This is a genomic window from Synechococcus sp. H70.2, from assembly GCF_047462275.1.
Lineage (GTDB): Bacteria > Cyanobacteriota > Cyanobacteriia > Thermostichales > Thermostichaceae > Thermostichus.
The window spans coordinates 69,775-96,460 of the sequence record NZ_JANSIU010000002.1 but is presented as its reverse complement, the minus strand read 5'-3'; the positions used below and the strand labels follow the sequence as shown (position 1 = coordinate 96,460).

21 protein-coding genes and 1 tRNA gene are annotated in these 26,686 nt (G+C 61.0%); 12 read left to right on the top strand and 10 right to left on the bottom strand.

The window, feature by feature from the left end; all coding sequences use genetic code 11:
* The first annotated feature begins 23 nt into the window (after positions 1-23).
* The 3 genes from NW822_RS02705 to NW822_RS02695 all read left to right on the top strand — a co-directional run bounded on the left by NW822_RS02705 (position 24) and on the right by NW822_RS02695 (position 3,399).
* Positions 24-944 carry an L-lactate dehydrogenase gene (locus NW822_RS02705; protein WP_414403555.1) on the top strand — a complete coding sequence of 307 codons (921 nt, stop codon included), beginning with the start codon at positions 24-26 and terminating at the stop codon, positions 942-944.
* A gap of 81 nt (positions 945-1,025) precedes the next feature.
* On the top strand, positions 1,026-1,739 hold the full coding sequence (gene trmB / locus NW822_RS02700) for a tRNA (guanosine(46)-N7)-methyltransferase TrmB (protein WP_414362586.1): 714 nt from the start codon (positions 1,026-1,028) through the stop codon (positions 1,737-1,739).
* 46 nt (positions 1,740-1,785) lie between these two features.
* On the top strand, positions 1,786-3,399 hold the full coding sequence (locus tag NW822_RS02695) for a lysostaphin resistance A-like protein (protein ID WP_414403440.1): 1,614 nt from the start codon (positions 1,786-1,788) through the stop codon (positions 3,397-3,399).
* Between the two features lie 12 nt (positions 3,400-3,411).
* Here the strand turns inward: NW822_RS02695 and NW822_RS02690 are convergent, their stop codons facing one another.
* The 3 genes from NW822_RS02690 to NW822_RS02680 are packed head-to-tail and all read right to left on the bottom strand — an operon-like array spanning position 3,412 to position 6,184.
* Positions 3,412-4,419, bottom strand: coding sequence for a DnaJ domain-containing protein (locus tag NW822_RS02690; protein ID WP_414403439.1), 1,008 nt, complete (start codon positions 4,417-4,419; stop codon positions 3,412-3,414).
* Positions 4,377-5,327: an ABC transporter substrate-binding protein gene (locus tag NW822_RS02685; RefSeq protein WP_414403438.1), complete on the bottom strand. Its 951-nt coding sequence runs from the start codon at positions 5,325-5,327 to the stop codon at positions 4,377-4,379. The genes NW822_RS02690 and NW822_RS02685 overlap by 43 nt, the downstream gene beginning before the upstream one ends.
* Before the next feature lie 2 nt (positions 5,328-5,329).
* Complete coding sequence (locus tag NW822_RS02680) at positions 5,330-6,184, bottom strand: inositol monophosphatase family protein (protein WP_414362582.1); 855 nt, start codon at positions 6,182-6,184, stop codon at positions 5,330-5,332.
* A gap of 242 nt (positions 6,185-6,426) precedes the next feature.
* Between NW822_RS02680 and NW822_RS02675 the strand changes: the two genes are divergently transcribed.
* The 4 genes from NW822_RS02675 to galE all read left to right on the top strand — a co-directional run bounded on the left by NW822_RS02675 (position 6,427) and on the right by galE (position 9,788).
* Entirely contained in the window at positions 6,427-6,990 is a 564-nt protein-coding gene (locus NW822_RS02675; protein WP_414403437.1) for an FHA domain-containing protein, read from the top strand.
* A gap of 52 nt (positions 6,991-7,042) precedes the next feature.
* A tRNA-Gln gene (locus NW822_RS02670) sits at positions 7,043-7,114 on the top strand.
* Positions 7,115-7,224: 110 nt separating this feature from the next.
* Positions 7,225-8,718, top strand: coding sequence for a cobyric acid synthase (locus tag NW822_RS02665; protein ID WP_414403436.1), 1,494 nt, complete (start codon positions 7,225-7,227; stop codon positions 8,716-8,718).
* 68 nt (positions 8,719-8,786) lie between these two features.
* The gene (gene galE / locus NW822_RS02660; protein ID WP_414362579.1) at positions 8,787-9,788 is read left to right on the top strand and encodes a UDP-glucose 4-epimerase GalE; all 1,002 of its coding nucleotides are present in this window, start codon (positions 8,787-8,789) and stop codon (positions 9,786-9,788) included.
* A gap of 22 nt (positions 9,789-9,810) precedes the next feature.
* Here galE and NW822_RS02655 read toward each other — a convergent pair whose 3' ends face one another.
* Positions 9,811-10,956 carry an NAD(P)/FAD-dependent oxidoreductase gene (locus NW822_RS02655; RefSeq protein ID WP_414403435.1) on the bottom strand — a complete coding sequence of 382 codons (1,146 nt, stop codon included), beginning with the start codon at positions 10,954-10,956 and terminating at the stop codon, positions 9,811-9,813.
* Positions 10,957-11,298: 342 nt separating this feature from the next.
* On the opposite strand from NW822_RS02655, the gene NW822_RS02650 reads away from it, so the two are divergent.
* Positions 11,299-11,931, top strand: coding sequence for a lysophospholipid acyltransferase family protein (locus NW822_RS02650; protein WP_414362577.1), 633 nt, complete (start codon positions 11,299-11,301; stop codon positions 11,929-11,931).
* A gap of 11 nt (positions 11,932-11,942) precedes the next feature.
* Here NW822_RS02650 and NW822_RS02645 read toward each other — a convergent pair whose 3' ends face one another.
* Positions 11,943-12,338 (bottom strand): (2Fe-2S) ferredoxin domain-containing protein, encoded by a 396-nt coding sequence (locus NW822_RS02645; protein ID WP_414362576.1) that lies wholly within the window; start codon positions 12,336-12,338, stop codon positions 11,943-11,945.
* Between the two features lie 158 nt (positions 12,339-12,496).
* Here NW822_RS02645 and NW822_RS02640 point away from each other — a divergent pair, with 158 nt between their 5' ends.
* Positions 12,497-13,066, top strand: a complete 570-nt coding sequence (locus tag NW822_RS02640) for a 2'-5' RNA ligase family protein (protein WP_414403434.1) — start codon at positions 12,497-12,499, stop codon at positions 13,064-13,066.
* 9 nt (positions 13,067-13,075) lie between these two features.
* Here the strand turns inward: NW822_RS02640 and gap are convergent, their stop codons facing one another.
* The 4 genes from gap to NW822_RS02620 all read right to left on the bottom strand — a co-directional run bounded on the left by gap (position 13,076) and on the right by NW822_RS02620 (position 18,054).
* Positions 13,076-14,095, bottom strand: coding sequence for a type I glyceraldehyde-3-phosphate dehydrogenase (gene gap, locus NW822_RS02635; protein ID WP_414362620.1), 1,020 nt, complete (start codon positions 14,093-14,095; stop codon positions 13,076-13,078).
* Positions 14,096-14,404: 309 nt separating this feature from the next.
* Positions 14,405-14,659, bottom strand: a complete 255-nt coding sequence (locus NW822_RS02630; RefSeq protein WP_414362574.1) for a gas vesicle protein GvpG — start codon at positions 14,657-14,659, stop codon at positions 14,405-14,407.
* A 591-nt stretch (positions 14,660-15,250) separates the two neighbouring features.
* Positions 15,251-16,231: a DUF726 domain-containing protein gene (locus NW822_RS02625; protein ID WP_414403433.1), complete on the bottom strand. Its 981-nt coding sequence runs from the start codon at positions 16,229-16,231 to the stop codon at positions 15,251-15,253.
* A 2-nt stretch (positions 16,232-16,233) separates the two neighbouring features.
* On the bottom strand, positions 16,234-18,054 hold the full coding sequence (locus tag NW822_RS02620; protein WP_414403432.1) for a flavin reductase: 1,821 nt from the start codon (positions 18,052-18,054) through the stop codon (positions 16,234-16,236).
* Between the two features lie 124 nt (positions 18,055-18,178).
* Between NW822_RS02620 and NW822_RS02615 the strand changes: the two genes are divergently transcribed.
* The 3 genes from NW822_RS02615 to NW822_RS02605 all read left to right on the top strand — a co-directional run bounded on the left by NW822_RS02615 (position 18,179) and on the right by NW822_RS02605 (position 26,208).
* Positions 18,179-20,929, top strand: a complete 2,751-nt coding sequence (locus NW822_RS02615; protein ID WP_414403431.1) for a cation-translocating P-type ATPase — start codon at positions 18,179-18,181, stop codon at positions 20,927-20,929.
* A 151-nt stretch (positions 20,930-21,080) separates the two neighbouring features.
* On the top strand, positions 21,081-24,992 hold the full coding sequence (locus NW822_RS02610) for a PAS domain S-box protein (protein ID WP_414403430.1): 3,912 nt from the start codon (positions 21,081-21,083) through the stop codon (positions 24,990-24,992).
* Between the two features lie 10 nt (positions 24,993-25,002).
* Positions 25,003-26,208, top strand: coding sequence for a response regulator (locus NW822_RS02605; protein WP_414403429.1), 1,206 nt, complete (start codon positions 25,003-25,005; stop codon positions 26,206-26,208).
* Here the strand turns inward: NW822_RS02605 and NW822_RS02600 are convergent, their stop codons facing one another.
* Positions 26,209-26,565, bottom strand: coding sequence for a HesB/IscA family protein (locus tag NW822_RS02600; protein WP_414362565.1), 357 nt, complete (start codon positions 26,563-26,565; stop codon positions 26,209-26,211).
* Positions 26,566-26,686: the final 121 nt, after the last annotated feature.

Here is a 26,686-nt window from a genome sequence, read left to right as displayed (position 1 = left end):
AGCAGCGGGATTCTCGTCGCCTTTTGAAGGGAGCTATCATCGGCGCCGGGCAAGTGGGCATGGCCTGTGCCTACGCCATGGTTATCCAGAACACGCTAGACGAGCTGGTTCTTTACGATATCGACCGCGCCAAGCTGGAAGGCGAAGTGATGGATCTGGTGCATGGGATCCCTTTTGTCGAGCCGACGCGGATCTGGGCAGGGGAGCTGGCCGACTGCGCCGGGTCCGACGTGGTGATTTTAACGGCAGGGGCCAAGCAGCGGCCTGGGGAAACCCGCTTGGATTTGGCTCACCGCAATGTTGAGATCTTCAAAAGCCTGATCCCGGCCCTGAGGGAGCACTGCCCCAGTGCCATTTTCTTGGTGGTGAGCAACCCCGTCGATGTCATGACCTATGTTTCTCTAAAGTTGTCGGGGCTGCCGGCGGGGCAGGTGATTGGGTCAGGAACGATTTTGGATACGGCCCGCTTCCGCTACCTTTTGGCCCAGCGGCTGGGGGTGGATCCGCGCAGCCTCCACGCCTACATCATCGGCGAACATGGGGATAGCGAGGTGGCCGTCTGGAGCAAGGTCAACATTGCCGGCACGCCGATTGGCCAGATCTTGCCGGAGTGGGATCCCGCCCATTTGGGCGATATCTTCGAGCAGGTGCGCAATGCCGCCTACGAGATCATCCGCCGCAAAGGGGCCACAAGCTACGCCATTGGCCTAGGGGTAGCGCAGATTGTCCAGGCCCTGGTGCGGGATCAGCGGCGCGTTTTAACCGTGAGCAGCCTCACCCAGGGGGAGTATGGTCTGCCGGAGGTCTGCCTTAGCTTGCCCAGGGTGGTCGGTCGGCAAGGGGTGGAGCGCACGCTGGTCATGTCCCTCACCGAGAGCGAGCAGCAGCAACTGCACCGCTCGGCCCAGATCCTGCGGCAGGTCATCGACAGCCTCCAGTGGTAGCTGATGTTACCCTTTCCCGCGTGGGGGGAGGGTTTTGGGATCCCCTCTGCAAGGACCGAAGCTGGCAGCAGGAGGTGGCTGATGACCCCAGAAGTGCAACAGCGAAGTCTTAAAAGTCAAGCGGAGAAGAGCTCTTCTTCTCCACCCTGGGCTGACCTCCCGTTGCAAAAGGGGCTTGGCCAGCGGCTGCGGCAACACGTCAACCCCCTGCAGGCCCAGTACCAACAGCCCGCCGCTCCACCCCACTGGGAACGGGTATATCGGCGGCTGGGGCAACCCTTTCACTTGGATATCGGCAGCGGGAGCGGACGCTTTCTACTGCGCTTGGCCCAGGAACAGCCGGACTGGAACTTTTTGGGGGTAGAAATTCGGCAGCCGCTGGTGGAGCGGGCCAATGCTTGGCGTGAGGAGCTGGGACTGGACAACGTCTACTTTCTCTTTGCCAACGTCAATGTTTCCCTAAGATCTCTGTTTGCCCCTGGCGATCTCAGCCGTGTGACCATCCTCTTTCCGGATCCCTGGTTTAAAAAGCGCCACCACAAGCGGCGGATTGTCCAGCCGCAACTGGTGGCGGATCTGGCGCTGCTGCTGCAACCGGGCAGCCCCGTCTTTTTACAGTCGGACGTGCAGGAAGTTGCTGAGGAGATGGTTGACCGCTTCCTAGAGCATCCGCAGTTTTGGAATCCCCATCAAGGGCCCATCGAGGACAACCCCTTTGGCATTCCTACCGAGCGGGAGTGGCAATGCCTGCAGTTGGGGTTACCCATCTACCGGTATTGGCTAGAGCGCCGCTGAGCTAGAAGCTAGGATATAACCCGCTGGAGTTGCCTCCCTTGCTGCCATGTCTCCTCCTGAAGCCACGGCCTCTGTTGATTCCTTTTCCACTTGGCTTGCTGTTCGCCGGGGGATCCTCAACCTGCTCAGCTTGCTGGCTCTGGGCATTGTTGGGCTTTCGCTTGCCAGCAGTTGGTTCCAGCCGCCACCGCAAACGAAGTTAGATCTGTTGCAGACCAACCTGGCTCTGCAGGCTGCCCGCACCCTTGATGATCCCCGCTATCAGGATCTGGCCCGAGCTCTGCTGGGTCAGGAGGTGTTCAAGGTAGCCAGCCATCGCTACCGACAGGTGGCTGACAACTACGCCGAACGCCTCCAGCGCCTCAAGCGAATGGCGGGGCTGGAAACGGCTGGGGCTCCAGAGGTGGGCACACCCGAACTGGCCAGCCTTTCCGAGGCGGCGGGGCCGGCCGCAATCCAAGAAGAAGGGGATCCCGCCCTCCTGGCTGCTATTCAGGATCTGCAGGCAGAGCTGGATGGGCTATGGCTGCGCCTGGGCTTGCTCTACGCTTACCAGGAGGATCTGGAGGCGGCCCAGCAGCAGTGGCAGCAGGTCACCGATCCCAGCCGCCCCTTTGCGTTGGAATCCAAGCACAAGGAGGTGGCGCAGGTCTTACAGGGGCTGTGGGGAACACCGCGGCGCATTTTGCCCGAGGCCGAGGTGCACATCCGCAACCACCTGGACGGCTGGTTTGAGGCGGTGGCTTTGCAACAGCTCTACCATCTGCAGCAGCGCAGCGACAGCCTCAATGCCCTCAACCAGGAGCAGGAAAAGTTGGCCTTGGCAGCCCTGTTTCGGCTAGCGGTGGTGGGCGGGATCCCGGTGCTAGGGGCGCTGCTGGGGCTCGTCCTCCTGCTGGGTTGGCTGGGCTGGAGCTTCTGGCACCAACGTCCCCTCCTCGGCCCGGCCTGGGAGGTGCCTTGGCCAGGGATCGGGGCGCAAGCGGTGCTGACCGGCTGGTTTTTGGGGTTCATTCTCCTCAATACCCTGGTGCCTCGCCTTTACACGGTCCTGCTGGGTTTGGGGGCGCAACAGCTCAGCCCTTGGCATCAGGCGGTAACCCTGTTTCTCACCTACAACGCCGGCGCTCTGCTGGGAGTGGCGCTGGTGTACCGGCTTCTCCGGCTCTATCCCGGCTGGCAGAGGGTGTTGCAGGTGCGGCTGTGGGGCCCTTGGCCGCTCTGGGGCTTGGGCGGCTACTGGGCAGCCCTGCCTTTGGTAGTGCTGGCGGCGGCCCTGTCGCAGCTGCTGCTGCCGCAGGCGGGGGGTGGCAACCCCATTTTGCCGCTGCTACTAGAGAGCCACGGCTGGGGGGCGCGCTTGCTGTTTTTGGCGGTGGTTTCTGTCTGTGCCCCTGTTTTTGAGGAGATCCTGTTCCGGGGTTTTTGGCTGCCTACGCTAAGCCGCTACTTGCCAATGGGGGGTGCCATCTTGCTCAGTGCTTTCACCTTTGCCCTTGCCCACCTCAACCTTTCCGATCTGCTGCCCCTGACCACGCTGGGGATAGTGCTGGGGGTGGTGTACAGCCACAGCCGCAACCTGTTGGCCCCCATCCTGCTGCACAGCCTCTGGAATACGGGATCCCTGGTCACGCTGCTGCTGCTGGGGGACGCTTCCTAAGGGGAGTTGGGCCTACTTTTTCTTGCCAAAGAGGCGGCTCCAGAAGCCGCCGCTATCCTCTTTGCGCGGCGGCGGCACCACTTTCTGGGCCTGGGAGGTCTGGCGGCTGGCAGCAGGGACAGGAACCGGCGGCTGGGTGGTGACCTGCTGTAGCCAGCGGCGCACCTCCGCCATTAGCTCGGCGTTGCCCGGCTCGAGGCGGCTGGCCTGCAGGAAGTCGGCTTTGGCCATACCGGCGTTGCCTTGCTTCAAGTGGGCAATGCCCCGGTGCAGGTAGTAGCGGGCCACGTTGGGCTCGGCGCTGATGGCAAAGTTTAAATACTGGATGGCAACCCGGTACTGCTTGCGCTCAATCATGTCCAGCGCCTGCAGGAAGCGGGTCTCGGCAGGGTTGAGTTGGGGAGTTGGGGGCGGGGTGGGCGGGACCGGGGAGCTGGCTGCGATCCCACCCAAGGGGGTGCGGCTGGGGGAAGGGGTTGGGATCCCAGGCGGGGGCGTGGTTTTGGCGGCAGGAGTCGGGATTCCCTTGTAGCCGGCTTTGAGCAGCAGATAGGCCAGGTTGAGCTCGCTCAGTTGCTCGGTTTTCTCCAGCAGGGTGGCCATGGAGCTGTATTGCTCTTGGGCCAGCTTCTCCACCCGCCGGACATATTCTTCCTGCCAGTTGGGAGACTCGGCCAAACCTTTGACTGTCTCTCCCGTAGGCCAGAGATCTGCAGGTGGCGACTCCAGTAGCCGTTGGATGCGCAGCTTGAGGAGGGCCTCGTATTCCGACCGCTCCCGCTCCTTGCTCAGCACCTCATTGGCTGGGTTGACCAGCTTGGCAAAAAGGAGATTGGCCCGCTCTGCCCCTTCCGGATCCCCGACAAAGCGATCCGGGTGCAGGGCCTTGGCCGCCTGCAGGTAGCCGCGCCGGATCCTCTTGGAGTCGGCAGTGAGGGGCACACCCAAGATGGCGAAGTGATCGGTTTCGTAGCGAGCTAGCCCTCGGCTGAGGCGGGGGACATCAGAGTGGGATCCCATAGTTGCCACTTCTCCAAGATGCGTTGCAGGGTTCCGTTCTCGGTCAGGATCGCGATTGCTTCATCCAGGGCTTCCTTCAGGGAAGGATGCTGCGAGGATACCACGCCCACCAAAGGAATGGGAAAGAGGGGCGGCCCCACTAGGCGCAGCCGGGATCCCGCCTGGCGCAGGTGGAGGGCGGCAACGGGCTGATCGACAAGCACGGCATCCAACTGGCCAGCCTGGAGCTGAGCAAATAGGCGCTCCGGGTTACTGGTGGCAAAGAGCCGGATAGGGTTGCCCCGCCTCTCGTTGTAGGCTTCCAACAGCGCTGCTCCTGTACTGTTAACTACAATGCCCACTTTGCGGCCAAATAATTGCGACAGCGCCTCAATGGGAGCTTCCCCTGGCCCCGGATCCCGTACCACCAAGCGCTGCGGGCTGAGGTAGTAGGGCCGGGTGGCAAGAAATTGCTGCGGATCCAGGCCCAGGCCTTCCCGCGCTCCCCAGATGAGATCCACCTCATCCGCCTGCAAAGCCGTCAACTGCTGACCCCAAGCCACGTAGACGGGCTCAAGCCGTACCTTCAGCGTCTGGGCAATTGCCTCGAGGATCTCCCACTCAAAGCCGGCGTAGGTTTGCCGCTCCGGGTCGGTGTAGAGGTAAGCTGGGCCTAAGCTGGGATCCAACCCCACCCGCAGACGGCCCCGCCTCCGAATTTGGGCCCAACGGGAGTCGGGGGGCTGGGCTCGCTCGCCCACGGGAGCGGCCAGGGCTGGCTCTTGGGCAGGCTGAGGGTAGGCCGGGATCCCCAAGAGAAGCGCCAGGCCAAACCCCAGTGCCCAACCCCAACCCCGGAATTTTTTCCCGGCTAGGTTGCCTTCCTTGCCCTGCAAAAGCCCCATGACCCCCCGCCTTTTTGCCCGCATCTTTAGCTACTTCGCTCCCTGGGCTGGCGATCCCGTCGCATGGGAAAGGAGACGGGCAGGGGGCTGACCTGGGCCAGTTCTTCTTGCAGAGCGGCGTGTAACCAGCCATTACTGGCCAGCAGGCGGCCACTGTATACATCCACCGGGCTGCCATCGTAGGCGGTAACCTTACCGCCGGCTTCCCGCACCAAGACAATCCCAGCGGCAATGTCCCAGGGGGAGAGGCCCCGCTCCCAATAGCCGTCCAGCTGGCCGGTGGCCACATAGGCCAAATCCAGGGCAGCCGATCCGCCTCGCCGCACTCCCTGGGTGAGGTGGGTGAAGTGGCAGAACTCAGCGTAGTTGTTGTCCGGGGTTTCCCGGCGGTCGTAGGCAAAGCCAGTTACCAAGAGGCTGCGGGAGAGTTCGGTAGTAGAGGAGACGCGGATGGGTTTGCGGTTGCGGGTGGCTCCCATCCCCTGGACGGCGCGAAAGAGATCCCCGCGAAAGATGTCGCAGACTACCCCTAGCACGGGCTCCCGCCCCTCCAGCAGGCCAATAGAGACGGCAGCAAAGGGATAGCCGTGGGCAAAGTTGGTGGTGCCATCCAGAGGATCAACCATCCAGGCGTAGGTGCCTTCGGGAGATCCCTGCTGGCCAGATTCCTCCGTCAAGATCACGTCTTCGGGGAAGTGGCGCCTCAGGATCTTCAAGATGAGCTCCTCGGAGGCGCGATCCGCTGCCGTTACCAAGTCCCCCGGACGTTTCTCCTCAATGGCCAGGGCTTTGTCCAAATACTCGCGCAGCAGCGCTGCCGCCTCCAGAGCCGCTTCTGTAGCCACATCCAACCGACGCAACAGCGCTTCCGTCACATCCACCCCTCCAGGCTACACCCCTGCTACCCAGAATAGCCCGTCTGCTGGCAAGGCTTGCCGCTCCAAGGGAGCCCCTTCTGAGCCCCTCCCAAGTTTTTCGAGAAGGCAGGGATCTGCAAGGTTGCCCATAGTACACTGGAGCTAGGGGTTTTCCAACAAGCGACGAGGGGCGGGAGGCGCTATAAAGTGCGGGTTTTAACCCTAGATTGAGTGGAGCCTGCTTAAGCGTGGAAGAGGGAAAGCCATTGCCGTCTAGCCACAGCAACTTCTTTACTGCGTTTTTTACCGCAACCACGGCAGTGGGCGGAGCGCATCCGTCCACTCCTCAGGAGTTTGAACTGCCGGAAGAGCTGTTCGATCAAGTTCCCGAGCAGCCCCTGTCCTATCCGGAGTTCACCCTTTGCATTTGTCATCCTGTGCGGCCCTGCAGCTATATCCTGCGGGGGGATATCTACACCATCGGTCGAGATTCCTCCAATTCCATCCAGATTGTCAATCGTTTCGTCTCCCGCCGCCACGCCTATTTGGTGCGAGTGCCCACCCGCTCCAACCGCACAGGGTTTACCTATTGCCTCATTGACGGCAACCGCCAGGGGCGCTCTAGCACCAACGGCGTATTTGTCAACGGCAGCCGCGTGGCTACCCACTACCTAAGAAGTGGAGATGTCATCTACTTTGGGCCGGAAATCCGTGCCTACTTCTTCGAAGTGGCCCGCATCCCCCACCTGCCCAACCCTTTTGAGGTCAACGCTGGCCCGGGTCAGGAGACGCCGCTTCCCCCTAACCCAGGAGGGCAGGACAACCGTTGACAGATCCAAAGCCGCCTCGCTATATTGGTTGAGCTAGCTAAGCAAGGCAAATTGGGGCATCGCCAAGCGGTAAGGCAGCGGGTTTTGGTCCCGCCATTCGGTGGTTCGAATCCATCTGCCCCAGTCCTACAAAAACAAGAAGAAGACTTTCTGCCCTTAGGGGGTAGAGGGGGGGCAAGGGCTTTTGCTGCGGAAGAGGAATTCGCCGAGTGCAAGTGAGGGAAAGGGATCCCAATGAACGGCGCCTGCCGATCCTTAATGGTGGTGGGGACTTCTTCCCATGTGGGCAAAACCCTTTTGGTAGCTGCCCTCTGTCGTCTCCTCAAAAAGGCGGGGAAAAGGGTTGCCCCCTTCAAGGCTCAAAACATGTCGCTTAATGCCTATGTCACTCCTGAGGGCCACGAGATTGCCTACGCGCAGGCTCTGCAGGCTTGGGCCGCCGGGATCCCGCCGGCGGTGGAAATGAACCCGATTTTACTCAAGCCCCAGGGCAACCTGACCTCCCAGGTTGTCTTGAATGGCGTGGCGGTGGGCACCTGCCGTGCCAGGGAGTACTACGAGCGCTGGTTTGCGCCTGCCTGGGAGGCAGTGAAAACAGCCCTAGCCCGCCTGCAGCAGCAGTACGAGTGGATTATCTGCGAGGGGGCGGGCAGCCCGGCGGAGGTCAACCTCAAGCAGCGGGATCTGGCCAACATGCGGGTAGCTTTGCATCTGGGATCCCCTACTTGGCTAGTGGCCGACATTGACCGGGGCGGGGCGCTGGCCCATGTGGTGGGCACGCTGCAATTGCTGGAGCCGGCAGAGCGGGCCCTGATCCGCGGCATTGTCATCAACAAGTTTCGCGGCGTGCGGGAGCTGCTGCAGCCTGGTCTTGATTGGTTGGAGAACTACACCGGGATCCCGGTGGTTGGAGTTCTGCCCTGGCTGGACTGGGTGCTGCCCCAGGAAGACTCGCTGGGCCTTGAGGCTGGCCCCCAACTCTGGGAAGATCGCCGCCCCCGGCGCCGCGCCTTAGGGAAGGACTGTTTGGAGATCGCGGTGGTTCGCCTGCCGCGGGTAGCCAATTTCTCCGACTTCGACCCCTTGCTGGCGGAGCCTAGCGTCCATCTGCGCTGGGTTGCCCCTGGCCAGAGCCTGGGATCCCCCGATGCGGTCATCCTGCCCGGCAGCAAGACTACCCTCCAGGATCTGTTGGCGTTGCAAAAGACTGGCCTGGCTGACCAACTGCGCCACTATTGCGGCCACATTGTTGGCATCTGCGGCGGGCTGCAGATGTTGGGGCAAACCATCACTGATCCTAATGGCCTGGAGGGGATCGCCGGCACCTACCCAGGGCTGGGCTTGTTGCCGCTGAGCACCGTGTTGCAGCCCACGAAGATTACCCGGCAGGTGCAGACGCAGAGCCGATGGCCCGCCCCTGCCCCCGTCCAGGGGTACGAAATTCATCAGGGATCCACCCAGGCCGATTCCTCTGGCTGCCTGCCAATCTTCGAGCAGGAAAACCTGGGCTGGCGGGATCCCACCGGCCGCATCTGGGGCAGCTATCTGCACGGTCTCTTTGACAACCACCGTTGGCGGCGCCACTGGCTCAACTGGCTGCGCCGGCAAAAAGGCTGGGATCCCTTGCCGGAGGTGGACGGCCACTACGCCCAGCAACGGGAAGAACTGCTGGATCGTCTGGCAGAGGCCTGGCGGCCTCATCTGGATTTGCAGCAGCTCCTGGAATAGGCCGGGGAATTGCCAAGGTCGGCAAGAATGGCTGTATTCTGGACGGAAACTGCCTTCTGCTCTGGCCTATGCGGCTTCTGGTTACAGGCGGTGCGGGCTATATTGGCAGCCACACCTGCAAAGCCCTGGCGGCCCACGGCCACCTGCCCATTGCCTACGACAACCTGGTTTACGGCCACCCTTGGGCTGTTCGCTGGGGGCCTTTGGCAATTGGCGACATTGCCGACCGGGAGCGGCTGGATCAGGTTATCCGCCAGTACCGCCCTGAAGGGGTGATTCACTTTGCCGCCTACGCCTACGTGGGCGAGTCGGTCAAGGAGCCCGGTAAGTACTACCGCAACAACGTAGCCGGATCCCTGACTCTACTAGAAGCCATGCGGGATCACGGGATCCCCTACCTGGTGTTCTCCAGCACCTGTGCCACCTACGGCCTGCCGGAGCAGATCCCCATCCCGGAAACCCACCCGCAGCGCCCCATCAACCCCTACGGCCAGAGCAAACTCATGGTGGAGCAGATGCTGCGGGACTTTCAGCTTGCCTACGGGATCCAGTCGGTGAGCCTGCGCTACTTCAATGCTGCTGGCGCCGATCCTGACGGCGAAATTGGCGAGGCCCATGACCCGGAAACCCACCTCATCCCCCTAGCCCTAGAAGTTGCCGCTGGCCAGCGCCCTCACCTAACCATTTTTGGGGATGACTACGATACCCCCGACGGCACCTGCATCCGTGACTTCATCCATGTTGCTGACCTGGCGCAAGCTCATGTGTTGGCCCTAGAGGCGCTGGTGGCTGGCAAGCCCCTGCAACTAGCCTATAACTTGGGCAATGGCCAAGGCTTTTCTGTCCGGGAAGTGATTGCCACCGCTGAGGCAGTGACCGGCAAACAGATCCCAGTGCAGGTGGGGGCGCGCCGTCCTGGCGATCCGCCGCGGCTGGTGAGCGACACCACGGCTATTGCTCGCGACCTCAACTGGCAGCCTCGCTATACCACCTTGGCCGAGATCCTTCAAACTGCCTGGCGCTGGCAGCAGAAACGACCCTATTTTGCCAAGGCCGCTGCAAAGCCATAGACAAAAGCTGCCTGTAGCGTCGCTAGCCCTCCGCCCCCCCGACTTTCTCACGAGGGGCAAAGGCGCTGAGGTTGCCCAGGTCTGTTTTGCCCTCCAGGACCAAGTCTCGCAGGATGGCAGCGCTAATGGGAGCCAGCAAGATCCCATTGCGATAGTGACCGGTGGCAACAAGAAGATTTGTATAGCCGTGAACCGGCCCTAGGATAGGGGCGCGCTGCCCCAGCGGTCGCGGTCGCTGGCCAGCCCAGTGCTCCAGTAGCCTCGCCTCCGCCAAGGCCGGGCAAAGCTGGATGGCGCGGGTCAGCAACTCCTGAAGAGCCAGCAGGGTTGGCTCGGGGTGGGGGGCCTGAAACTCCACTGTTGCTCCCACCCATAGGGAGCCATCGCCCAGGGGAACCAAGTTGAGATCCCCATCGGTAACCACTGGCCCCAGCGGGATCCCAGGGGCTTGAATCCGCAGGGCCTGGCCCTTAACAGGTTGTAGCGGCATTTGCAAGCCCAGCTCCTTGGCCAGGTCGGAACTGCCCAGACCGGCGGCAAGGACAACGTGCCCTGCGGTAAAGGTGAGGGAGGGCGTGCGAACTGCCGCTAGGCGAAAGGGAGGATCCGGGCTGCGCTGAAAGCTGTGAACCGGCTGGTGGAAAAAAAAGCGGGCTCCTCGGCGTTGAGCTGCCTCCAGGAGGGCCTGGGTGAGGAGCTTGGGCTGGATTTGGCGATCCTGGGGAGAGTAGATAGCCCCTGCTAGGTCGCTCCGTAGGCCAGGCTGCAGGGATCTCACCTCCGCCGGACTCAGCCACTGAAGGCAATAGCCCGCCTGTTGACGAGCTGCCAAGGTTTCCTGCCAAGCTGCTACCTCTTCTTCTTGGAGGAGGCGCAGAATGCCACGCCGATTGACAGGCAAACTCCGGCCCAAGTCCGCTTCCAGCCGGGCAATCAGGGGATCAAACTGCTCCAGGCTTTTTAGGCGCAACTGCACCCCCTCTCCGCTGGGTTGGCGGCTACAGACTCCCATCAACACCCCCAGCGACGCGCCGGTAGCGCCCGAGGCAGGATCCCTAGCATCTACCCCAATGACTGACAGCCCTGCTGCCGCTAGCTCATAGGCGATGGCACAGCCCACCACCCCGCAGCCAATGACCAACACGTCACAGCTTAACTGGTGATCCATCCTCCTCCATGCGGGCTTCTGGTTCTCGATGTTACCCATCTTGTAGCTGCGGACCCCCCTTCCCAGCCGCCGCCAATGGCGGGATCTCCCCGATCCCTAGCTGCCTCCACCTGGGCTGGAGGTTTACAGGGCCAGAGTCCTCCTGCTACTTCCTCTGGCAGTTTGCCCGCCGGGAGAACCGGGCAGGCCACGATCTAGGACCAAGCTGCGCCTCTTCAAGCTGGGGAGCCGCCACTTTACGGAAATCGCTGAGACTTGGCTGGAGGAGGGAATCCGGACTGGAGAGCTAGAAGCAACGCCTCCTCCCCCCTACACTCAAGGAAGGAGCTATCGCAAGTCAAAATGAGCTATCGCCGCCGCGATTGGTTGGCCTACTGGCTGCTCAAGTGGCTGGTGGTCAACCCCCTGTTTCGGGGACTATATTTTGGCCGCACCTATGGGCAGGAAAATGTGCCTCGCCAGGGATCCCTGATCATCGTCAGCAACCATGCTAGCTACCTGGATCCGCCGCTGGTTGCCAATGCAGTACGCCGCCCTGTAGCCTTTATGGCCAAGGAAGAACTATTTCAGGTGCCCGTGCTGAAACAGGTGATTCGGCTCTACGGAGCCTATCCCGTGAAAAGAGGAGGGGCAGATCGCAGTGCCCTGCGGGCAACTGAAGTGGCCTTAGTCCAGGGGTGGGCGGTAGGGATCTTTCTCAGCGGCACCCGCACCCCTGATGGCCGCATCCCCCACCCCCACTTGGGGGCAGCCTTAGTGGCCGCGCGCACTCAAACGCCTCTGCTCCCTGTGGCCCTCTGGGGCACTGAGAAGGTGCTGCCGAAGGGATCCCGCTGGCCGCGCTTGTTTTGCCCCATCACGGTGCGCATTGGCAAGCTGCTCCCCCCGCCCGCTTCTAGCGAGAAAGCTGAACTGCAGCAGACCACCGCAGCCTGTGTGGAGGCCATCCACGCCCTCCTAGATCAGGGGCGGTAAGGCTCCGACCGCTAAGCGGTAATTAGAGTAGCTTGGGCAACCAGATACTCGGCCACTGGCTTCCCACCCAGGATGTGCTCCTGCAGCACCCGCTCTATCACCGGCGGCGTAGCCGAGTGGTACCAAAATCCACCGGGGTACACCAACAACACTGGCCCAGGAACACCGTAGTTGCAGGCCCGCAAGCAATTGGCCTTGGTGCGGTTGACCCACAAGGGGCCCACGCCCCCCAGCTCTAGGTTCAACTGTTGGATCTGCAACTTCAGGTATTCCCAGGCTTCCAGCCCCACTGCCTTTTCACAGCACTTGGGCTTGGTCTGGTCGGCGCAGAGGAAGAGATGCCAATGGTAAAACGGAATCCGATGGGACCTTGCCGGCGTGGGAAGGGGGTTGGAAAGCTCTGTCATGGGGGATCGCTGTATCCTACTGCCACTAGGTAATCGCTGGATAATTATATGAGCAATTTAAGAAAGCCTGGGGCGTCCCAGAAAGCCTTTGGGATCGGGGTAGAGGGCTGGGGCGGTGATGCCCTAGGCTGGATAAAGTAGCCCCCAGCTGCCCGGCAATGCTGCTCAATGCCCCCCACCAGCGGTTGTTTCTTGCCCTCCTTCCCCCTCCTGAGCTGCAAGCGCAAGTAACAGCCATCAAGCAGCAGGTGGCTGAGCAATTTGCCAGTCGAGCAGCCCTGCGCTCGCCTCCTCACATTACCCTAGTGCCCCCCTTCGAGTGGCCCACTGCCCAGCTGACGGCCCTGACGGGATCCCTGGAAGAATTTGCCAAGGAGCAGGCCCCCGTTGCTGTTGAGCTCCGTGGCTTCGGCGCCTTTGCACCACGGGTTATCTATATTCACGTCGAGCCCTCTCCGGAGCTGCAGCAGCTCCAGGCCAAGGCCCAGCGGCACATGAGCCTCCTTCTCAACCTGCAGGCAACAACAGCTCCCCCTCGCCCTTTTGTGCCTCACATAACAGTAGCCTTTCGGGATCTCCGGCCAGCCCAGTTCCGTGCTGCCTGGCCAGAGTTCCAGAGCCGCCCTTTCCAGGGATCCTTCCTCGCTTCTGCCCTCACCCTTCTTGCCCACGACGGCAGGCGCTGGCAAGTTTTTGCTGAGTTTTCCTTTTCTGCCGCTAAGGGATGAGGCAGTCACCTACCCCACCCAGTGGGCAGCCATGTATTCGGCCAGATCCAGCACCCGCTGCGAGTAGCCCCACTCGTTGTCGTACCAGGCCATGACCTTGACGAGATCCCCGTCCAGAACGCTGGTCAGCTCTGCATCCACAATGGCGGAGCAGCTGTGGCCGCGGTAGTCAATAGAAACCAAGGGGACCTCTGAGTAGGCAATGATCCCCTTCATTGTCGTTTCCGAGGCTTCTTTCAACGCAGCATTGACCTCCTCGGCAATCACTTGGCGCTCTGTTTGCACTACCAAATCCACCAAGGAGACATTGGGCGTGGGAACCCGTACTGCCACCCCGTTGAGCTTGCCTTTCAATTCAGGGATCACCAGCGCCACTGCCTTAGCTGCCCCCGTCGTAGTAGGCACCATGCTCAAGGCTGCTGCCCGCGCCCGTCGTAAATCGCGGTGGCCGCCATCCAAAATGCGCTGGTCACCCGTGTAGCTGTGGGTGGTAGTCATCGTAGCCCGCCGCACACCAAACTTGTCCAGCAACACCTTCAGCAGTGGGGCAAGGCAGTTGGTGGTGCAGCTGGCATTGCTGACAATGTTGTGCCGCACTGGGTCGTAGGTGTGCTGGTTAACCCCATAGACAAAGGTGGGGATATCACCCCCCTTGGCTGGGGCGGTGATCATCACCTTCTTGGCTCCTGCCTCTAGGTGCTTGGAGGCACCCTGGTAGTCTACGAAAACGCCGGTAGCCTCGATTACGAGATCCACCTTCCACTCTTTCCAAGGCAGGTTGCTTGGGTTGCGATCGGAAACGGCGTGGATGTGCTTGCCGTTAACCAACAAACCACCCTCAGTAGCCTCCACTTCCACTCCTTGTAGGGTCCCGAGGATGGAGTCGTACTTGAGCAAATGGGCAGCCGTGCGAGCGTCTGAAGTATCGTTGATGGCAACAATGTCAATATTGGACTGGGGACGACTGAGCCAACAGCGCAGAAAGTTGCGGCCGATACGACCAAACCCGTTGATGGCTACCCTAACCACTTTTTTGACCTCGCTGCTTTCAATTGTTCTGGAGCTGCTTAGCACATGATACCGCAAGCCCTGAGCATTCTGAAGATGAAATTCGGGATCCAGTGAGCCTGGCCCCCCAACAAACTGAAGATGGAAAATTGCTCCGCCGCAATTGCACGGGTCGGGCAGGGCCAGGGCGGATGGCAAAAACCAATGCTTTCCCCTCGGCCATAGCTTGCTTCTGCAAAGCACTAGCCAGGGAACGCTTTGCCAGCTGACGTCCTGGAAAACCTGCAGGCCTGGGGGAACGCCGAACGCTCCACCCTGCTGGAGCAAAGGCTATCCAGGATCCCTTGCCTCCCCCTCAGCAGCTGCTTCGGCTTCCTCTAGGGCTTGCAGAGCTAGCAGGATCTCCTCTTCTCGCCGGGTATAGGTCTCTTCGTCAATCTCCCCCAGATCGAGCTGGATCTGCAGGGCGGTGAGTTCCTTCTGGAGGTTTTCTTTGCTGTCGAGTTGCGCCTCGGCTCGTTCTCGAATCTGCTCCGCCAACCACAGCAGGCTCTGGGCCGGCCACGTCAGCAATTGCCAAACCATCCCCGCGCCTCTCCCCTGATTAGGTCAATCCTAGCAGGCGGATCCCGCCTCCGCCCAAAGCTCGATAACCAATGCTCAGCAACCCAGCCCCTCTGCAGGACCTTCATCCCAGGGATCAACGCTCTCTAGCCGTTCCGAGAGTGCTTCTCGATTCAGTCTATCAGCTCTTGCTCAGACGGCGTGCAGAGACACTCACCTGCGAGCGGATCCTGGCGTAGCCGCAGTTCCTCCTCGTTTCAGCGGTTGCCTGCATGGGAGATTTCTCCATCAGCACCTCTACACACCAATCTTGACGATTCAAAACCTTGGTATTCGCCCTGGTCGGTAAAGAGGAGATCAAGCTTGTTGTCGTACTGAAAACGCAGGGCAGAGAGGGTTTGTTGCAATGAAACTCACTCCCCGACTGCCATTCCGAATAGAAACAGGCTCGGACGGCAACAGAGAATACAGGTGAAAAGCCACTCATCTTCACTGATGGTTGTTCCCAGCAAGATTGAGACGCTCCGCTCCTCCAACCTCTCTACAGGGGGAGAGGGGAGCCAGAGAGCAACTTTCTCTACAGATGTCGCCCCTCTCTTCTGGCTTCATGACCTAGAACAAACGGTTCCTGCGGCTTTTCCAGTCCAGCTTCTGATCCAGAAGAAACTCCAGATGAGGTAGATAGGCTTCGTAGCTATGCTCACCAGAGCCGATTAAGTGAGTGGCGTTGAGGTTTTCAATTCTGGGGTGAAACTCTCTAATTGGCTTGATCCCGCAGGGGCTGCGGTTAAGGGAAGGTACTTTGAAGACGTAGGCCAGAACCCAATCGTCTTCGTTGTAGATGTTTACCAACTTTCCAGTGATATTTTCTACATGCAGGCTCCAGTTCTTATCGGCTTGCCTCCTAACGGCACCGCTGAGCAAGATAACATCTTTAAGACGTCGATCTGCAGTCTGGGGCCAACCGCGCATGATGTAGTAGGCTACCCTTGCCCCCAAGGAAAACCCCATCAGGGTAATCTGCCTTTCCGGCAAAGCAGAGAGCAGGGGATAGGCGTACTTTAGTCCCACTTCTTTGGCCTTTGCTTTGTGGGCTTCCCAGTGGGCAAGTAGTCCTACCCCTAGCTTCAGAGGGGACAAGGTCAAACTCGCCGGGTTGGAAGCATCCCACCAAAGGTAGTACAGGGATCCCTGCCATCCGGCACGTCGGAGTGTTTCCCACAACAGTCTTTTTTTCCAAGGTTGGGTTTCACCTTCGCTAAGGAAACCGTTGATGAAAACCAGGGCCTCGTCCCAACCCAGGGAGGGTTCAATACAGATCAAATAAGGCTCATGATGGGGATCGAAAATATGGTCTTTAATCTTTTCAACAATAATTTCTGTAACTTTCTGGCTGACTTGGAAAGTGGTTTGACCCGTGCCAAGAAGAATTCCTCCGGCTTTTTGGGTGGTCTCGATACCTGTACCAATGACAGTTTGCGCAACTGACCCGGTAACCTGGCCGGTAACCTTGCCTATATCAAAGGCGGTCTCTACAACTTTTCCGCCAATCTGGGCAAAACCTTTGAAGACCCCCTCAAGAATGTCTTGCATAGTCAATGGCACCCCCTGGGAGCTGAGACCAGCAAAATACTAGCTTGCCCGCGCCGCATGGCGGTAACCCCCGTGGGATCCAGCACCTTGCCGCGCTCTACCTCGGCGTAGACCAGGTAGCGATCGCCACACTCCATCCAGCTTTTGACACAGCACTCCAGGTAAGCCAGGGCATCCAATAGGATCGGGCAGCCATTTTCGGCAGTGGTGATGGCCAAACCGGCAAAGCGGTCTTCACCAGGGCGCTGGGGCCGTTGAAAGTGTCGCTGCAGGCTGCTGCTTTTGCCCTCCCGCAAAATGTTGAGCACAAAAGGCGCTTGGGGACGAGTGAGCAGTTCTGCCTCGCTGTCCCTACTTACAGAAAGGGTTAGGCCAGGGGGGTTGAAGCTGGCCTGGGCCACCGAGGAGGTAAGGAAGCCGCGCGGGATCCCATCTTGCAGGGCGGTCACCACACAGAGGGATCCCACAACCCGGCTGAGGGCCTGCCCCAGCCGATCCGCCTGAGTTTCAACACCGCCTTGGCGGGGGGCACGGGCTCGCTTGGCCTTGCGCAGGGCTTGGGCAAACTGGGATCCCGCCTCCTGACAGGCTTCCAGGACGGCGGGGGTAGGCTTGAACCTGGCGCGGATGGTGGCAAACCCCAGGGTAAAGCCGGCGTTGAGCAACTTGCTTTCAATGAGATCCAGGGCTTCACCGCTCCAGCCATAGGAGCCGAAGACCCCGGCCAGCTTGCTGGTGGGAACAGAAGAGAGGATAATGCCTAGGGCTGTTTGGATCTGGACAGGGGGGTGGCCGGCCAAGGTGGGGGATCCGATAATGAACCCTTGGCAGCGCTCCAGGGCCTGGGCAATCTCTTCAGGGGTAGCCCATTCGCAGTTAATCCGCTCCACGGTAACTCCTGCTCGCTCCAAGCCTTGGGCAATGGCTACCGCCATCAGGCCCGTGTTCCCGTAGGCAGAGGTATACAGGAGAGCCACCCGCTGCTCCAAGGGATCCTCCTCGCACCAGGCGTGGTAATCCAAGCGCAGCCGCCGCAGGCTGTGGCGCACCAAGGGGCCGTGGGCGGGGGCGTAGATCTGGGCGGGGAACTCCTCCAGCTTGGCCAGGGCTGCTTTTACCTGGGGCGCTTGGCTGCGGTGTAAGCAGTCGAAGTAGTAGCGGCGATCCTCGCTAAGCTGCCGCCAGTGCTCGTCGAACACCTGCTCGTCGCAGACATGGGCACCAAACAGCTTGTCGGTAAAGAGGATCCCAGTGGCCGGGTCGTAGGTGCAGAGGGCATCGGGGTGGCGGGGCGTGGGGACAGTGCGAAAGTGCAGCTCATGGCCCTCGCCTAGATCCAGGCGATCCCCATCCCGGATTACCCGCAGGCGAAAGGACTGGTTATTGCCGTAGGGAATGCCAAAATCGGCGGCCTCCTCTTCATCCCGACTAGGAGGCGGGGATTCCCTGCCCTCAAAAGCGGCTCGCAGGGTGAGGGATCCCGGCTTAGAGCAGAGCACCACTGCATAGGGAGCCAGCGGCAGAAGTGCCTTGAGGGTGGCGATGCGGTTGAAGTTGACGTGGCTCAGTAGGATAAAGTCCAGCCGCTGCAGGTACTGGTGCTGGGCCAGCTCCTCGAGAAAAATGTCTGTAAACGACTCCCCCGGCGGATCAATGAGCAAGGTCTGCCGGGCCTGGATGAGGTAACTGTTGGCCGTGGTGCCCCGCTGCCGGGCGTATTCCAGCTCAAACTTGAGGCGATCCCAGGTGCGAGAGCGGAGAACCAAGGTAGAGGAGCCGATAACGGCCACTTGAACATCGCGAGTGGGAGTTTTGCTCGCCATAGCAGTCTCCAGGGGGCCTCTGTCCCCACCTTGCCACGAAACTGGGGAAATGGGGATCCCTTTTCCTCTATGGAAAGCTTTGAGAGCTAACGTAGAATTTGTCCATTCCCTGGAAGTGTTTGCGATGGCCCAAGCTTCTGGATCCGCCGCTGTTTCTACTCCTGCCTGGCATAGTCTTCCTCTTCCCGCTGTTATCCAGAAGTTGCAGACCGATCCCGATTCTGGCCTGACTACCCAGCAGGTGATCCAAAGGCAGCGGGAATTCGGCCCCAACGAGCTGATCTCCTCTCCTGGCCGCAGCGCCTGGCAGCTCTTTCTTGACCAATTCCGCAACGTCATGTTGCTGATGCTGATTGCCGTGGCGCTGATTTCAGCCCTTTTGGATTGGCAAAAGAGAGAGTTTCCTAAAGATGCCCTAGCCATTTTGCTGGTTGTAGGTCTCAATGGCCTGCTGGGCTACTTGCAAGAAAGCCGGGCGGAAAAGGCGCTGGCGGCCCTAAAAAAATTGGCCTCCCCCAGCGTGCGGGTGCAGCGGGACGGGCTGTGGCAGGAGATCCCTGCCAACCAGTTGGTGCCAGGGGATCGGGTGCTGCTGGAAGCGGGGGTGCAGATCCCAGCCGATGGGCGCTTGGCGGAAGCGGTGAACCTACAGGTGCGAGAGGCGGCCCTGACCGGAGAGGCGGTACCGGTTACCAAGCAGGCTGATTGTGTCCTCCCCGAAGACACAGAGCTGGGTGAGCGGCGCAACATGGCCTTCATGGGCACGGAGGTGCTGCAGGGGCGAGGGATCCTCTTGGTTACTGCCACCGGCATGAACACGGAGCTGGGCAAGGTGGCCAGGCTGCTGCAGACGGTGGAAACCGAGCCCACCCCCCTGCAGCGGCGCATGAGCCAGTTGGGCAATGTGCTGGTGTCGGGATCCCTGGCCTTGGTGGCGCTGGTGGTGATCGTGGGGCTGCTCCAAGCCGGGAGCATGGCGCCTTTTGCCTCGCTGCTGGAAACTTCCCTCAGCATGGCCGTGGCGGTGGTGCCGGAGGGGCTGCCGGCTGTCACCACGGTTACCTTGGCCATTGGCACCCAGCGCATGGTGCGCCGCAATGCCTTGATCCGCCGCCTGCCGGCCGTAGAGACCCTGGGATCCGTCACCACCATCTGCTCCGACAAGACCGGCACCCTCACCGAAAACAAAATGGTGGTTACCGACATCGTTACCCCTGAGCGCCACTACCACGTCAGCGGCAGCGGTTACATTCCCAAGGGATCCTTCTACTGCGGCGGCCAGCCCATCGATCCCCAGAGCGCCCCCGATTTGCAGGCCCTTCTCAGGGCGGTGGTCTTCTGCAACGATGCCCTGTTGCAAGCCACTCTCCCAGCCCAGCGCGGCGCTGCCCCCACCTGGTCAATCCTGGGGGATCCCACCGAGGCCGCCCTGCTGGTGGCTGCCGCCAAGGCCAACCTGCAGAAGGCCTCTTTGCAGGAGCAACACCCGCGGGTGCAGGAGATCCCTTTTAGCTCAGAACGCAAGCGCATGAGCGTGGTGGTGCAAGAGGAGGGCAGCTACCGCGTCTACGTCAAGGGATCCGCGGAACTGGTGCTGGAGCAGTGCGCCTACATCCAGAAAAACGGAACTTGGCAGGCCCTCTCAGAAGCGGATCGCCAGGCCATTTTGGGCGCCAACAACCGCTTGGCAGCTCAGGGCATCCGGGTTTTGGGGGTGGCCACTCAGCAGTTGCCGCGGATCCCGGAGAACCTGGAGGAGATCGAGCGCAACCTGGTGTGGCTGGGCCTAGTGGGCATGTACGATCCCCCTCGGCCCGAAGCGCGGGAAGCGGTAGCCCGCTGCCGGCAGGCCGGGATCCGCACCCTAATGATTACCGGCGATCACCAACTCACCGCCATTGCTATTGCCCGCGAGCTGGGCATTCTCGACTCCGAGAACCAGGCCATTGATGGGCGCACCCTCTCCCGGCTGAGCTTTGAGGAGCTGATGGAGACGGTGCAGAGGGTTAACGTCTACGCCCGCGTGGCTCCCGAGCACAAGCTGCGCATCGTGCAGGCCCTGCAAAAGCAAAACCAGTTTGTGGCCATGACCGGCGATGGCGTCAACGACGCCCCTGCCCTGCGCCAAGCGGATATCGGCATTGCCATGGGCATCACCGGCACCGATGTCAGCAAAGAGGCCAGCGACATGGTGCTGCTAGACGACAACTTCGCCACCATCGTGGCGGCCATTGAAGAAGGGCGGGTGGTCTACAGCAACATCCGCCGTTTTGTGAAATACATCCTGGGCAGCAACATCGGCGAGGTGTTGACCGTGGCTGCTGCACCCCTTCTAGGCCTAGAGGACGTGCCGCTGACGCCCCTGCAGATCCTGTGGATGAACTTGGTAACCGACGGCCTGCCCGCTCTGGCTTTGGCAATGGAGCCAGCAGAGCCAGGGGTGATGCAGCGCCCCCCCTTCAACCCCAAAGAAAGCATCTTTGCCCAAGGGCTCGGCGCCTACATGGTGCGCATTGGCGTCGTCTTTGGCTTGGCGACGATCCTCATGATGGCGATTGTGGAAGCCTACATCGTTCACTGGCGCACGATGGTCTTCACCACCCTGTGTATTGCCCAGATGGGCCATGCGCTGGCGGTTCGCTCTAATGACAAGCTGACCATCGAGCTCAACCCCTTTTCCAACCCCTACCTGCTGGGGGCGGTGCTGACCACTTTGCTGCTGCAGTTGGCCCTGCTCTATGTGCCCTTCCTGCGCGACTTTTTCGGGACAGAAGAACTGACCCTCACTGAGCTGCTTATCTGCGTGGGCTTCAGCACGGTGGTGATGGTCTGGGTAGATCTGGAAAAACTCTACCGCCGCTGGCGCCCCCGTTAAGGCTAGCTTCCATGGTTTCCTCCTTTGCCAAAAGCTTTTTCCCAGGGCAGGGTAGGGCAGCTTTTTTCCGCAACTTAACTGAGCGATTCTGCGGAAGCCAGAAGATAAGCTGGAAGCAGCCGCCACCAGAAAAGAGCTGGGGATAGAGATAATGCTGCCGGGCTGGGCCAGCTTTATGCTTGGGGGGATTGTTTTGGTTCTCGGAGCACTTCTGGGGCTTGGCTGGCTCCGGCGGCGGATCCCTCTTTTCAAGCTCATTTTCAGGGGATCGCTAGCAACTTCCAGTCCAGAGGCCCGTTTCCGCGCAGCGCTGGAAGCCAGCCTGGATGCCATCTATCTGTTGGAGGCGGTGCGGGATCCTTTTACCGGCGAGATTGTGGATTTTGTCTTCGTCGATGTCAACGCCAAGGGGGAGGAGCTGATTTCCCGCCGCCGGGAGGAGATCCTCGGCCAGCGGCTGTGCGAGCTGCTGCCCATCAACCGCACGGCTGGCTTTTTTGAAAAATACAAGCGGGTGGTGGAAACCCGCATCCCCCTGGAAGAGGAGTTTCCCATCTCCGGCCAGCCGGGCTTGCGGGCCCGTTGGCTGCACCACCAGGTGGTGCCGGTGGGGGATGGGATCCTCATCACCAGCCGCAACATCACCGAGCAGGTTGAGCGGGAGCAGGCGCTGCAGGAAAGCGAGTCCCGCTATCGCGCCCTCTACGAGGCAATCCCAGACATGATTTTGGAGATTGCTGCCGACGGTCGCATCCTCAACTGCAAGCCGTCCCGCTACTTCGCCACGCTGCGCCCCTCTCAGGACTACATTGGCCGCCGGATCGAGGAGATTTTGCCTCCTGCTTTGCGGGAGCAATGCGAAGTTCTGGGAAGGCGGGCTCTGGCCAACCAGACCGCCGAATACCTGGAGTACGAGATTGAGCCCCAGCCAGGAGTCAGGCAGTATCGCAGGGCCTGTATCGTTGCCCACGGCAGCAAGAAGCTCTACGTCTTGGTGCAGGACATCACAGAGCGCAAGCGGACTGAGCTAGAGCTCAAAGCGGCCGAGGAAAAACAAAGAGCCATTCTGGCGGCCATCCCGGATCTCATCTTTCACCTCGACAGCCAGGGCGTTTGCCTGGGAGTGAGCTGTGGGGGGGAGGTGCGGCCCTACGGCCTGCCAGAAACTTACCTGGGGCGCTCACCCCACGAACTCCTGCCCCCAGACCTGGCGGAGCGGCGGCTTGCCTATATTCGCCAAGCCCTGGCCACCCAAACCCTGCAGCGCTATGAGCAAAGCCTGGAAATCGATGGCGAGGTGCGCCACGAGGAGGTGCGCATTGCCCCTCTGAATGCGCAGGAAGTGGTGCTCATCATTCGCGACATCACGGAGCGGGTGCAGGCACAGCAAGCCCTGCAAGAGAGCGAGCAGAAGTTCCGCGCCCTGTTTGAAAATGCTGCCGTGGCCATCCTCATTCGCCATGCCGAAACGGGCGAGATCTTGGAGGCCAACCCGCGCGCCCTTGCCGCCTATGGATTTCCCAGCCTGGAGGAGCTGCGGGCCTTTGACGCTTCGGAGCAGTCCCCCTATCGCCAGGCCCTGCAGGGAAGGGGGTTCTCACTGCAGCCCTACCTGGAGCAAGCTCGCTCTCAGGGATCCGCCCGCTTTGAGTGGCACTGGCAACGGCGGGATGGCCGGGAGTTTTGGGAAGACGTCTTCGTCCAGCCGCTGGTGCTGCGCGGGATCCCTTGCTGGGTGTTTACCGCCGTCGATATCACCGCCCGCAAGCAGGCCGAAGCAGAGCTGGAGCAATTCTTCTCGGTAGCTTTGGATTTGCTCTGCATTACCGACGAGCAGGGGTATTTTCGCCGCCTCAACCCTGCTTGGGAGACTGTTCTGGGCCGTTCCCTCGAGGAGCTGCAGCAGCACCCCTTGTGGGAATGGGTGCACCCGGAAGATCTGCCGGCCACCCAGAAGGCGATGCAAAAGCTGCTGCAAGAAGGACGCCTGGATGGCTTAGTCAACCGCTACCGCACCCAAGACGGCAGCTACCGCTTTATCGAATGGCGCGCCTCTCTGGCGGGATCCCTGGCCTACGCCGCCGGTCGGGACATCACCCTGGCCAAGCAGACGGAAGAGCAGATGAAGGCGGCTATGGAAGCTGCCGAGGCGGCCAACCGCGCCAAGAGCGAATTCTTGGCCACCATGAGCCACGAGATCCGCACGCCCATCAACGCCATCATGGGCATGGCCAGCCTGTTGCTGGATACCCCCCTGGATCCGCAGCAGCGGGATTGGGTGCAGACCATCCGCTACGGCAGTGAGGTGCTGCTCAGCCTCATCAACGACATTTTGGATTTCTCCAAGATCGAGTCTCAGAAATTGGAGCTGGAGGAAACGCCCTTTTCCCTGTCCCAGCTCATGGAGGAGCTCTTGGACCTCATGGCCGCCCAAGCCCAGAGCAAAGATCTGGAGCTGGTGGCCTGGGTGGATCCCAGCTTGCCAGCCACCCTGGTGGGGGATCCCAACCGTCTGCGCCAGATCCTGGCCAACCTCCTCAGCAACGCCATCAAGTTCACCCCACAGGGAGAAGTGGTGGTAACCGTCGAGGCCCAGGAGCGAGATCCCCAGGTGCAGTGGGTGAGCTTCCAGGTGCAAGACACCGGCATCGGCATCCCGCCGGAAAAGCAGGATCGCCTCTTCAAGCCTTTCAGCCAGGTGGACAGCTCCATCAGCCGCCGCTACGGCGGCACGGGCTTGGGCTTGGCCATCAGCCAGCGCCTCTGTCAACTGATGGGCGGAGAGATCTGGGTGCAAAGCCAGCCGGGCCAGGGATCCACCTTTGGTTTCCGTGTCCCGCTGCGTGTTCCGGATCCGGCCCTCTTGGCAGCCCCAGCCCTCGATGCTGCTCTGGCCGGCAAGCGGGTTTTGTTGGTGGAAGACAACGCCAGCCAACGGCAGCTCCTGGCTCGCCTGCTCCAGGCCTGGGGGATGCAGGTAACGGCCTGCAGCTTTGCAGCAGAAGCCCAAGCCCTGGCCAAAGCCCAGACTTTTGACCTGGCCCTGGTGGATACCAGCCTGCCTGACGGCGATGGGCTGGCCCTGGCCAAAGTTCTGCAGCAGGAGCAGCCCCCCCTGAGGCCTTTGCTGCTGGTGGCCCGCAGCGCGGCTTTGGCAAGCTCTGGCTCTTTTCCTGCCCTGAGCAAGCCGGTCAAGGCCTCGCAACTGCGGGCTCTGCTTTGCCAGGAAAAAGTGCCTGCCGTTACTTCCCCCTTGGAGCCCCCGCTGCCTTTGGCCTGCCGCTGCCCGTTGCGCATCCTGGTAGCCGAGGACAACCCCGTTAACCAAAAAGTCATCCGCCTGATGCTGGAGCGGCTGGGCTATCAGCCGGACATCGTGGCCAATGGCCTGGAAGCCCTGCAGGCGCTGCAACTGCGCGCCTACGACCTGGTCTTGATGGATCTGCACATGCCGGAGCTGGACGGCCTGGCCGCCACCCGCCGCATCCGCAGCGAACTTCCCCCAGATCGCCAGCCGCGCATCCTTGCCCTCACCGCCGACGCTTTCCTGGAAAGCCGTGCTGCTGCCGAGGCCGCCGGCGTCGACGGCTACCTGACCAAGCCCCTGCAGCCGGCTGTGCTGGAGCGCGCTTTGCAGGAAATCTCTTCTTCCTGCAAGGAAGAAAAACCGGAGCCAGCCTTGGATCCCGACACCCTAGCCAGCCTACGCAGCATGCTGGGATCCCCCGAAGACTGGCAGGAGATGGTGCAAACCTACCAGCAAGACAGCCAGGCCCTGCTGGGATCCCTGCGCCAGGCTCTGGAGCGGCAAGATGCCCAAACCGTGGCCCAACTGGCCCACCGCCTCAAGGGCAGCAGCAGCACCCTGGGGGCCAAGTCGCTAGCTCAGATGTGTCAGGAGCTGGAGAACCTCTCTCGCCACCCCTCTCCCGCTTTTGTAAACTGGGATACCCTGAAGCAGGCCTTGCAACGGTTGGAAGCCGAGTACCAGCGAGTTACCCTGGAGTTATCGGCTGCCGCGTCTGGGCCTTCTCCTGTTGCCAGTACCCATGCAGAAGCTTAATGCCAATCCTGTGGCAGATCTCCTTCCCCGACAGGGAGAGGGCTCCTCTGGGGCCGAGGAAAAGCCACTGCTGCTGATTGCCGACGATGATCCCAGCCAGCGGCTTTTGGCTCGCTATACCCTGGAGCGGGAAGGCTACCAAGTTGTGGAAGCGGACAGCGGCTTGGCTTGTCTAGAAGCCGTAAGCCGCCATCGGCCGGACATGGTGCTCCTGGATGCGGTGATGCCGGATCTGGATGGGTTTGAGTGTTGCCGCCGCCTCCACGCCCAAAACCCCGACATGCCAATTTTAATCGTCACCGCTTTAGAAGACGAAGCCTTTGTCAGTGAGGCCTTTGCCGCCGGTGCCAGCGACTACATCCCCAAGCCCATCCACTGGTCGGTTTTGAAGCGGCGGCTGCGCCACTTGCTGCAAGCCAACCAGGCCCAGCGCCGTCTGCAGCAGCTTAACCAGGAACTGGAAGCCAAGGTGCAGGAGCGCACCGCCCAGCTGGCCTGCCAGGTGGCAGATCTGGAGCAGCTCAACCGCCTCAAAGACCACTTTCTGGCCACGGTCTCCCACGAGCTGCGCACACCCTTGACCAAGATCAAGCTAGCTCTGGAGCTTCTGGGCCGCACCCCCCTCAACGAGAAGCAGCGGCAATACTGGGACATTGCCCTGCAGGAGTGCGAGGCCGAAATCCAGCTCATCAACCGCCTGTTGGATCTGCAGGGCTTGGAAAGGAAAGAGTTGGGCTCTGCCGTTGCAGCTATTGACCTGCCCCACCTCTGGCACAGCTTGATCGAATCGGCGCAGCAATGCACTCAGGCCCGCTCCCTCACGCTGCAGGTGGGGGACCCGCCCTCCTCCCCCTGGCGGTTTTACAGCCATCCGCAGCTCCTGACCCAGATCCTCAAAGAACTGCTGGACAATGCCTGCAAGTTTACCCAGCCAGGTGGCACGATCCGTCTAGAGGTTCAGCCAATCCCTGGAGGGGTTGAGTTTAAGATCGCCAACACGGCTCAGATTGAGCCGGAACATCTGCCCTACCTGTTTGAGCGCTTTTACCGGGTGCCCACTGCGGATCCCTGGGCCCAGCCAGGCAGCGGTCTGGGGTTGGCTTTGGTGAAGCAGTGGGTGGAATACCTGCAGGGCCACATTCGAGTCAGCAGCAAGGACGGGTGGACATGGTTTGTGCTCCGCCTGCCCAGCCTAGAACCCTCCAGCAGGATGTGATCAATGGCCAGTGGCAACGGCAGTTTCGGCAGTGGCAAAGGAGGTGCCACAGCCACAGGTAGCCACTGCATTGGGGTTCTTGAACTTGAAGCCGCCCCCCAACAGATCCTCGGAAAAGTCGACGGTAAGGCCCTGGATCAAGGTCATGCTCAAGGGATCCACTGCCACGCGGAGCTCGCCAAAGTCAAAGGTATGGTCATCAGGGTTGGCCTGGGGCTCAAAGTTCATCACGTAAGAGAGGCCAGAGCAGCCGCTGGGCTTGACCCCCAGCCGCAGGATGGGCTGGGATCCCTCCTTCTCGTACTTGCTGCGCAGGCGCTTTAGCTCTTGGATGGCGCTCTCGGTCAAGGTGATCATGGCAAGAAAGCTGACACGTACCCTTATCGTGAACGACTCCCAACCCTCATTCGCTAAGTAAGCACAACATGGCTTACGCCACACTGCACGAACAGCCAGCGTACGGACTGCACGCTTTACC

Excerpts from the sequence above, each read along its gene's own strand:
- trmB (WP_414362586.1), top strand. The coding sequence starts at position 1,026 with ATGACCCCAGAAGTGCAACAGCGAAGTCTTAAAAGTCAAGCGGAGAAG.
- NW822_RS02695 (WP_414403440.1), top strand. The coding sequence starts at position 1,786 with ATGTCTCCTCCTGAAGCCACGGCCTCTGTTGATTCCTTTTCCACTTGG.
- NW822_RS02690 (WP_414403439.1), bottom strand. The coding sequence starts at position 4,419 with ATGGGATCCCACTCTGATGTCCCCCGCCTCAGCCGAGGGCTAGCTCGC.
- NW822_RS02685 (WP_414403438.1), bottom strand. The coding sequence starts at position 5,327 with ATGCGGGCAAAAAGGCGGGGGGTCATGGGGCTTTTGCAGGGCAAGGAA.
- NW822_RS02665 (WP_414403436.1), top strand. The coding sequence starts at position 7,225 with ATGAACGGCGCCTGCCGATCCTTAATGGTGGTGGGGACTTCTTCCCAT.
- galE (WP_414362579.1), top strand. The coding sequence starts at position 8,787 with ATGCGGCTTCTGGTTACAGGCGGTGCGGGCTATATTGGCAGCCACACC.
- NW822_RS02655 (WP_414403435.1), bottom strand. The coding sequence starts at position 10,956 with ATGGATCACCAGTTAAGCTGTGACGTGTTGGTCATTGGCTGCGGGGTG.
- NW822_RS02650 (WP_414362577.1), top strand. The coding sequence starts at position 11,299 with ATGAGCTATCGCCGCCGCGATTGGTTGGCCTACTGGCTGCTCAAGTGG.
- NW822_RS02645 (WP_414362576.1), bottom strand. The coding sequence starts at position 12,338 with ATGACAGAGCTTTCCAACCCCCTTCCCACGCCGGCAAGGTCCCATCGG.
- NW822_RS02640 (WP_414403434.1), top strand. The coding sequence starts at position 12,497 with ATGCTGCTCAATGCCCCCCACCAGCGGTTGTTTCTTGCCCTCCTTCCC.
- NW822_RS02630 (WP_414362574.1), bottom strand. The coding sequence starts at position 14,659 with ATGGTTTGGCAATTGCTGACGTGGCCGGCCCAGAGCCTGCTGTGGTTG.
- NW822_RS02625 (WP_414403433.1), bottom strand. The coding sequence starts at position 16,231 with ATGCAAGACATTCTTGAGGGGGTCTTCAAAGGTTTTGCCCAGATTGGC.
- NW822_RS02620 (WP_414403432.1), bottom strand. The coding sequence starts at position 18,054 with ATGGCGAGCAAAACTCCCACTCGCGATGTTCAAGTGGCCGTTATCGGC.
- NW822_RS02615 (WP_414403431.1), top strand. The coding sequence starts at position 18,179 with ATGGCCCAAGCTTCTGGATCCGCCGCTGTTTCTACTCCTGCCTGGCAT.
- NW822_RS02610 (WP_414403430.1), top strand. The coding sequence starts at position 21,081 with ATGCTGCCGGGCTGGGCCAGCTTTATGCTTGGGGGGATTGTTTTGGTT.
- NW822_RS02600 (WP_414362565.1), bottom strand. The coding sequence starts at position 26,565 with ATGATCACCTTGACCGAGAGCGCCATCCAAGAGCTAAAGCGCCTGCGC.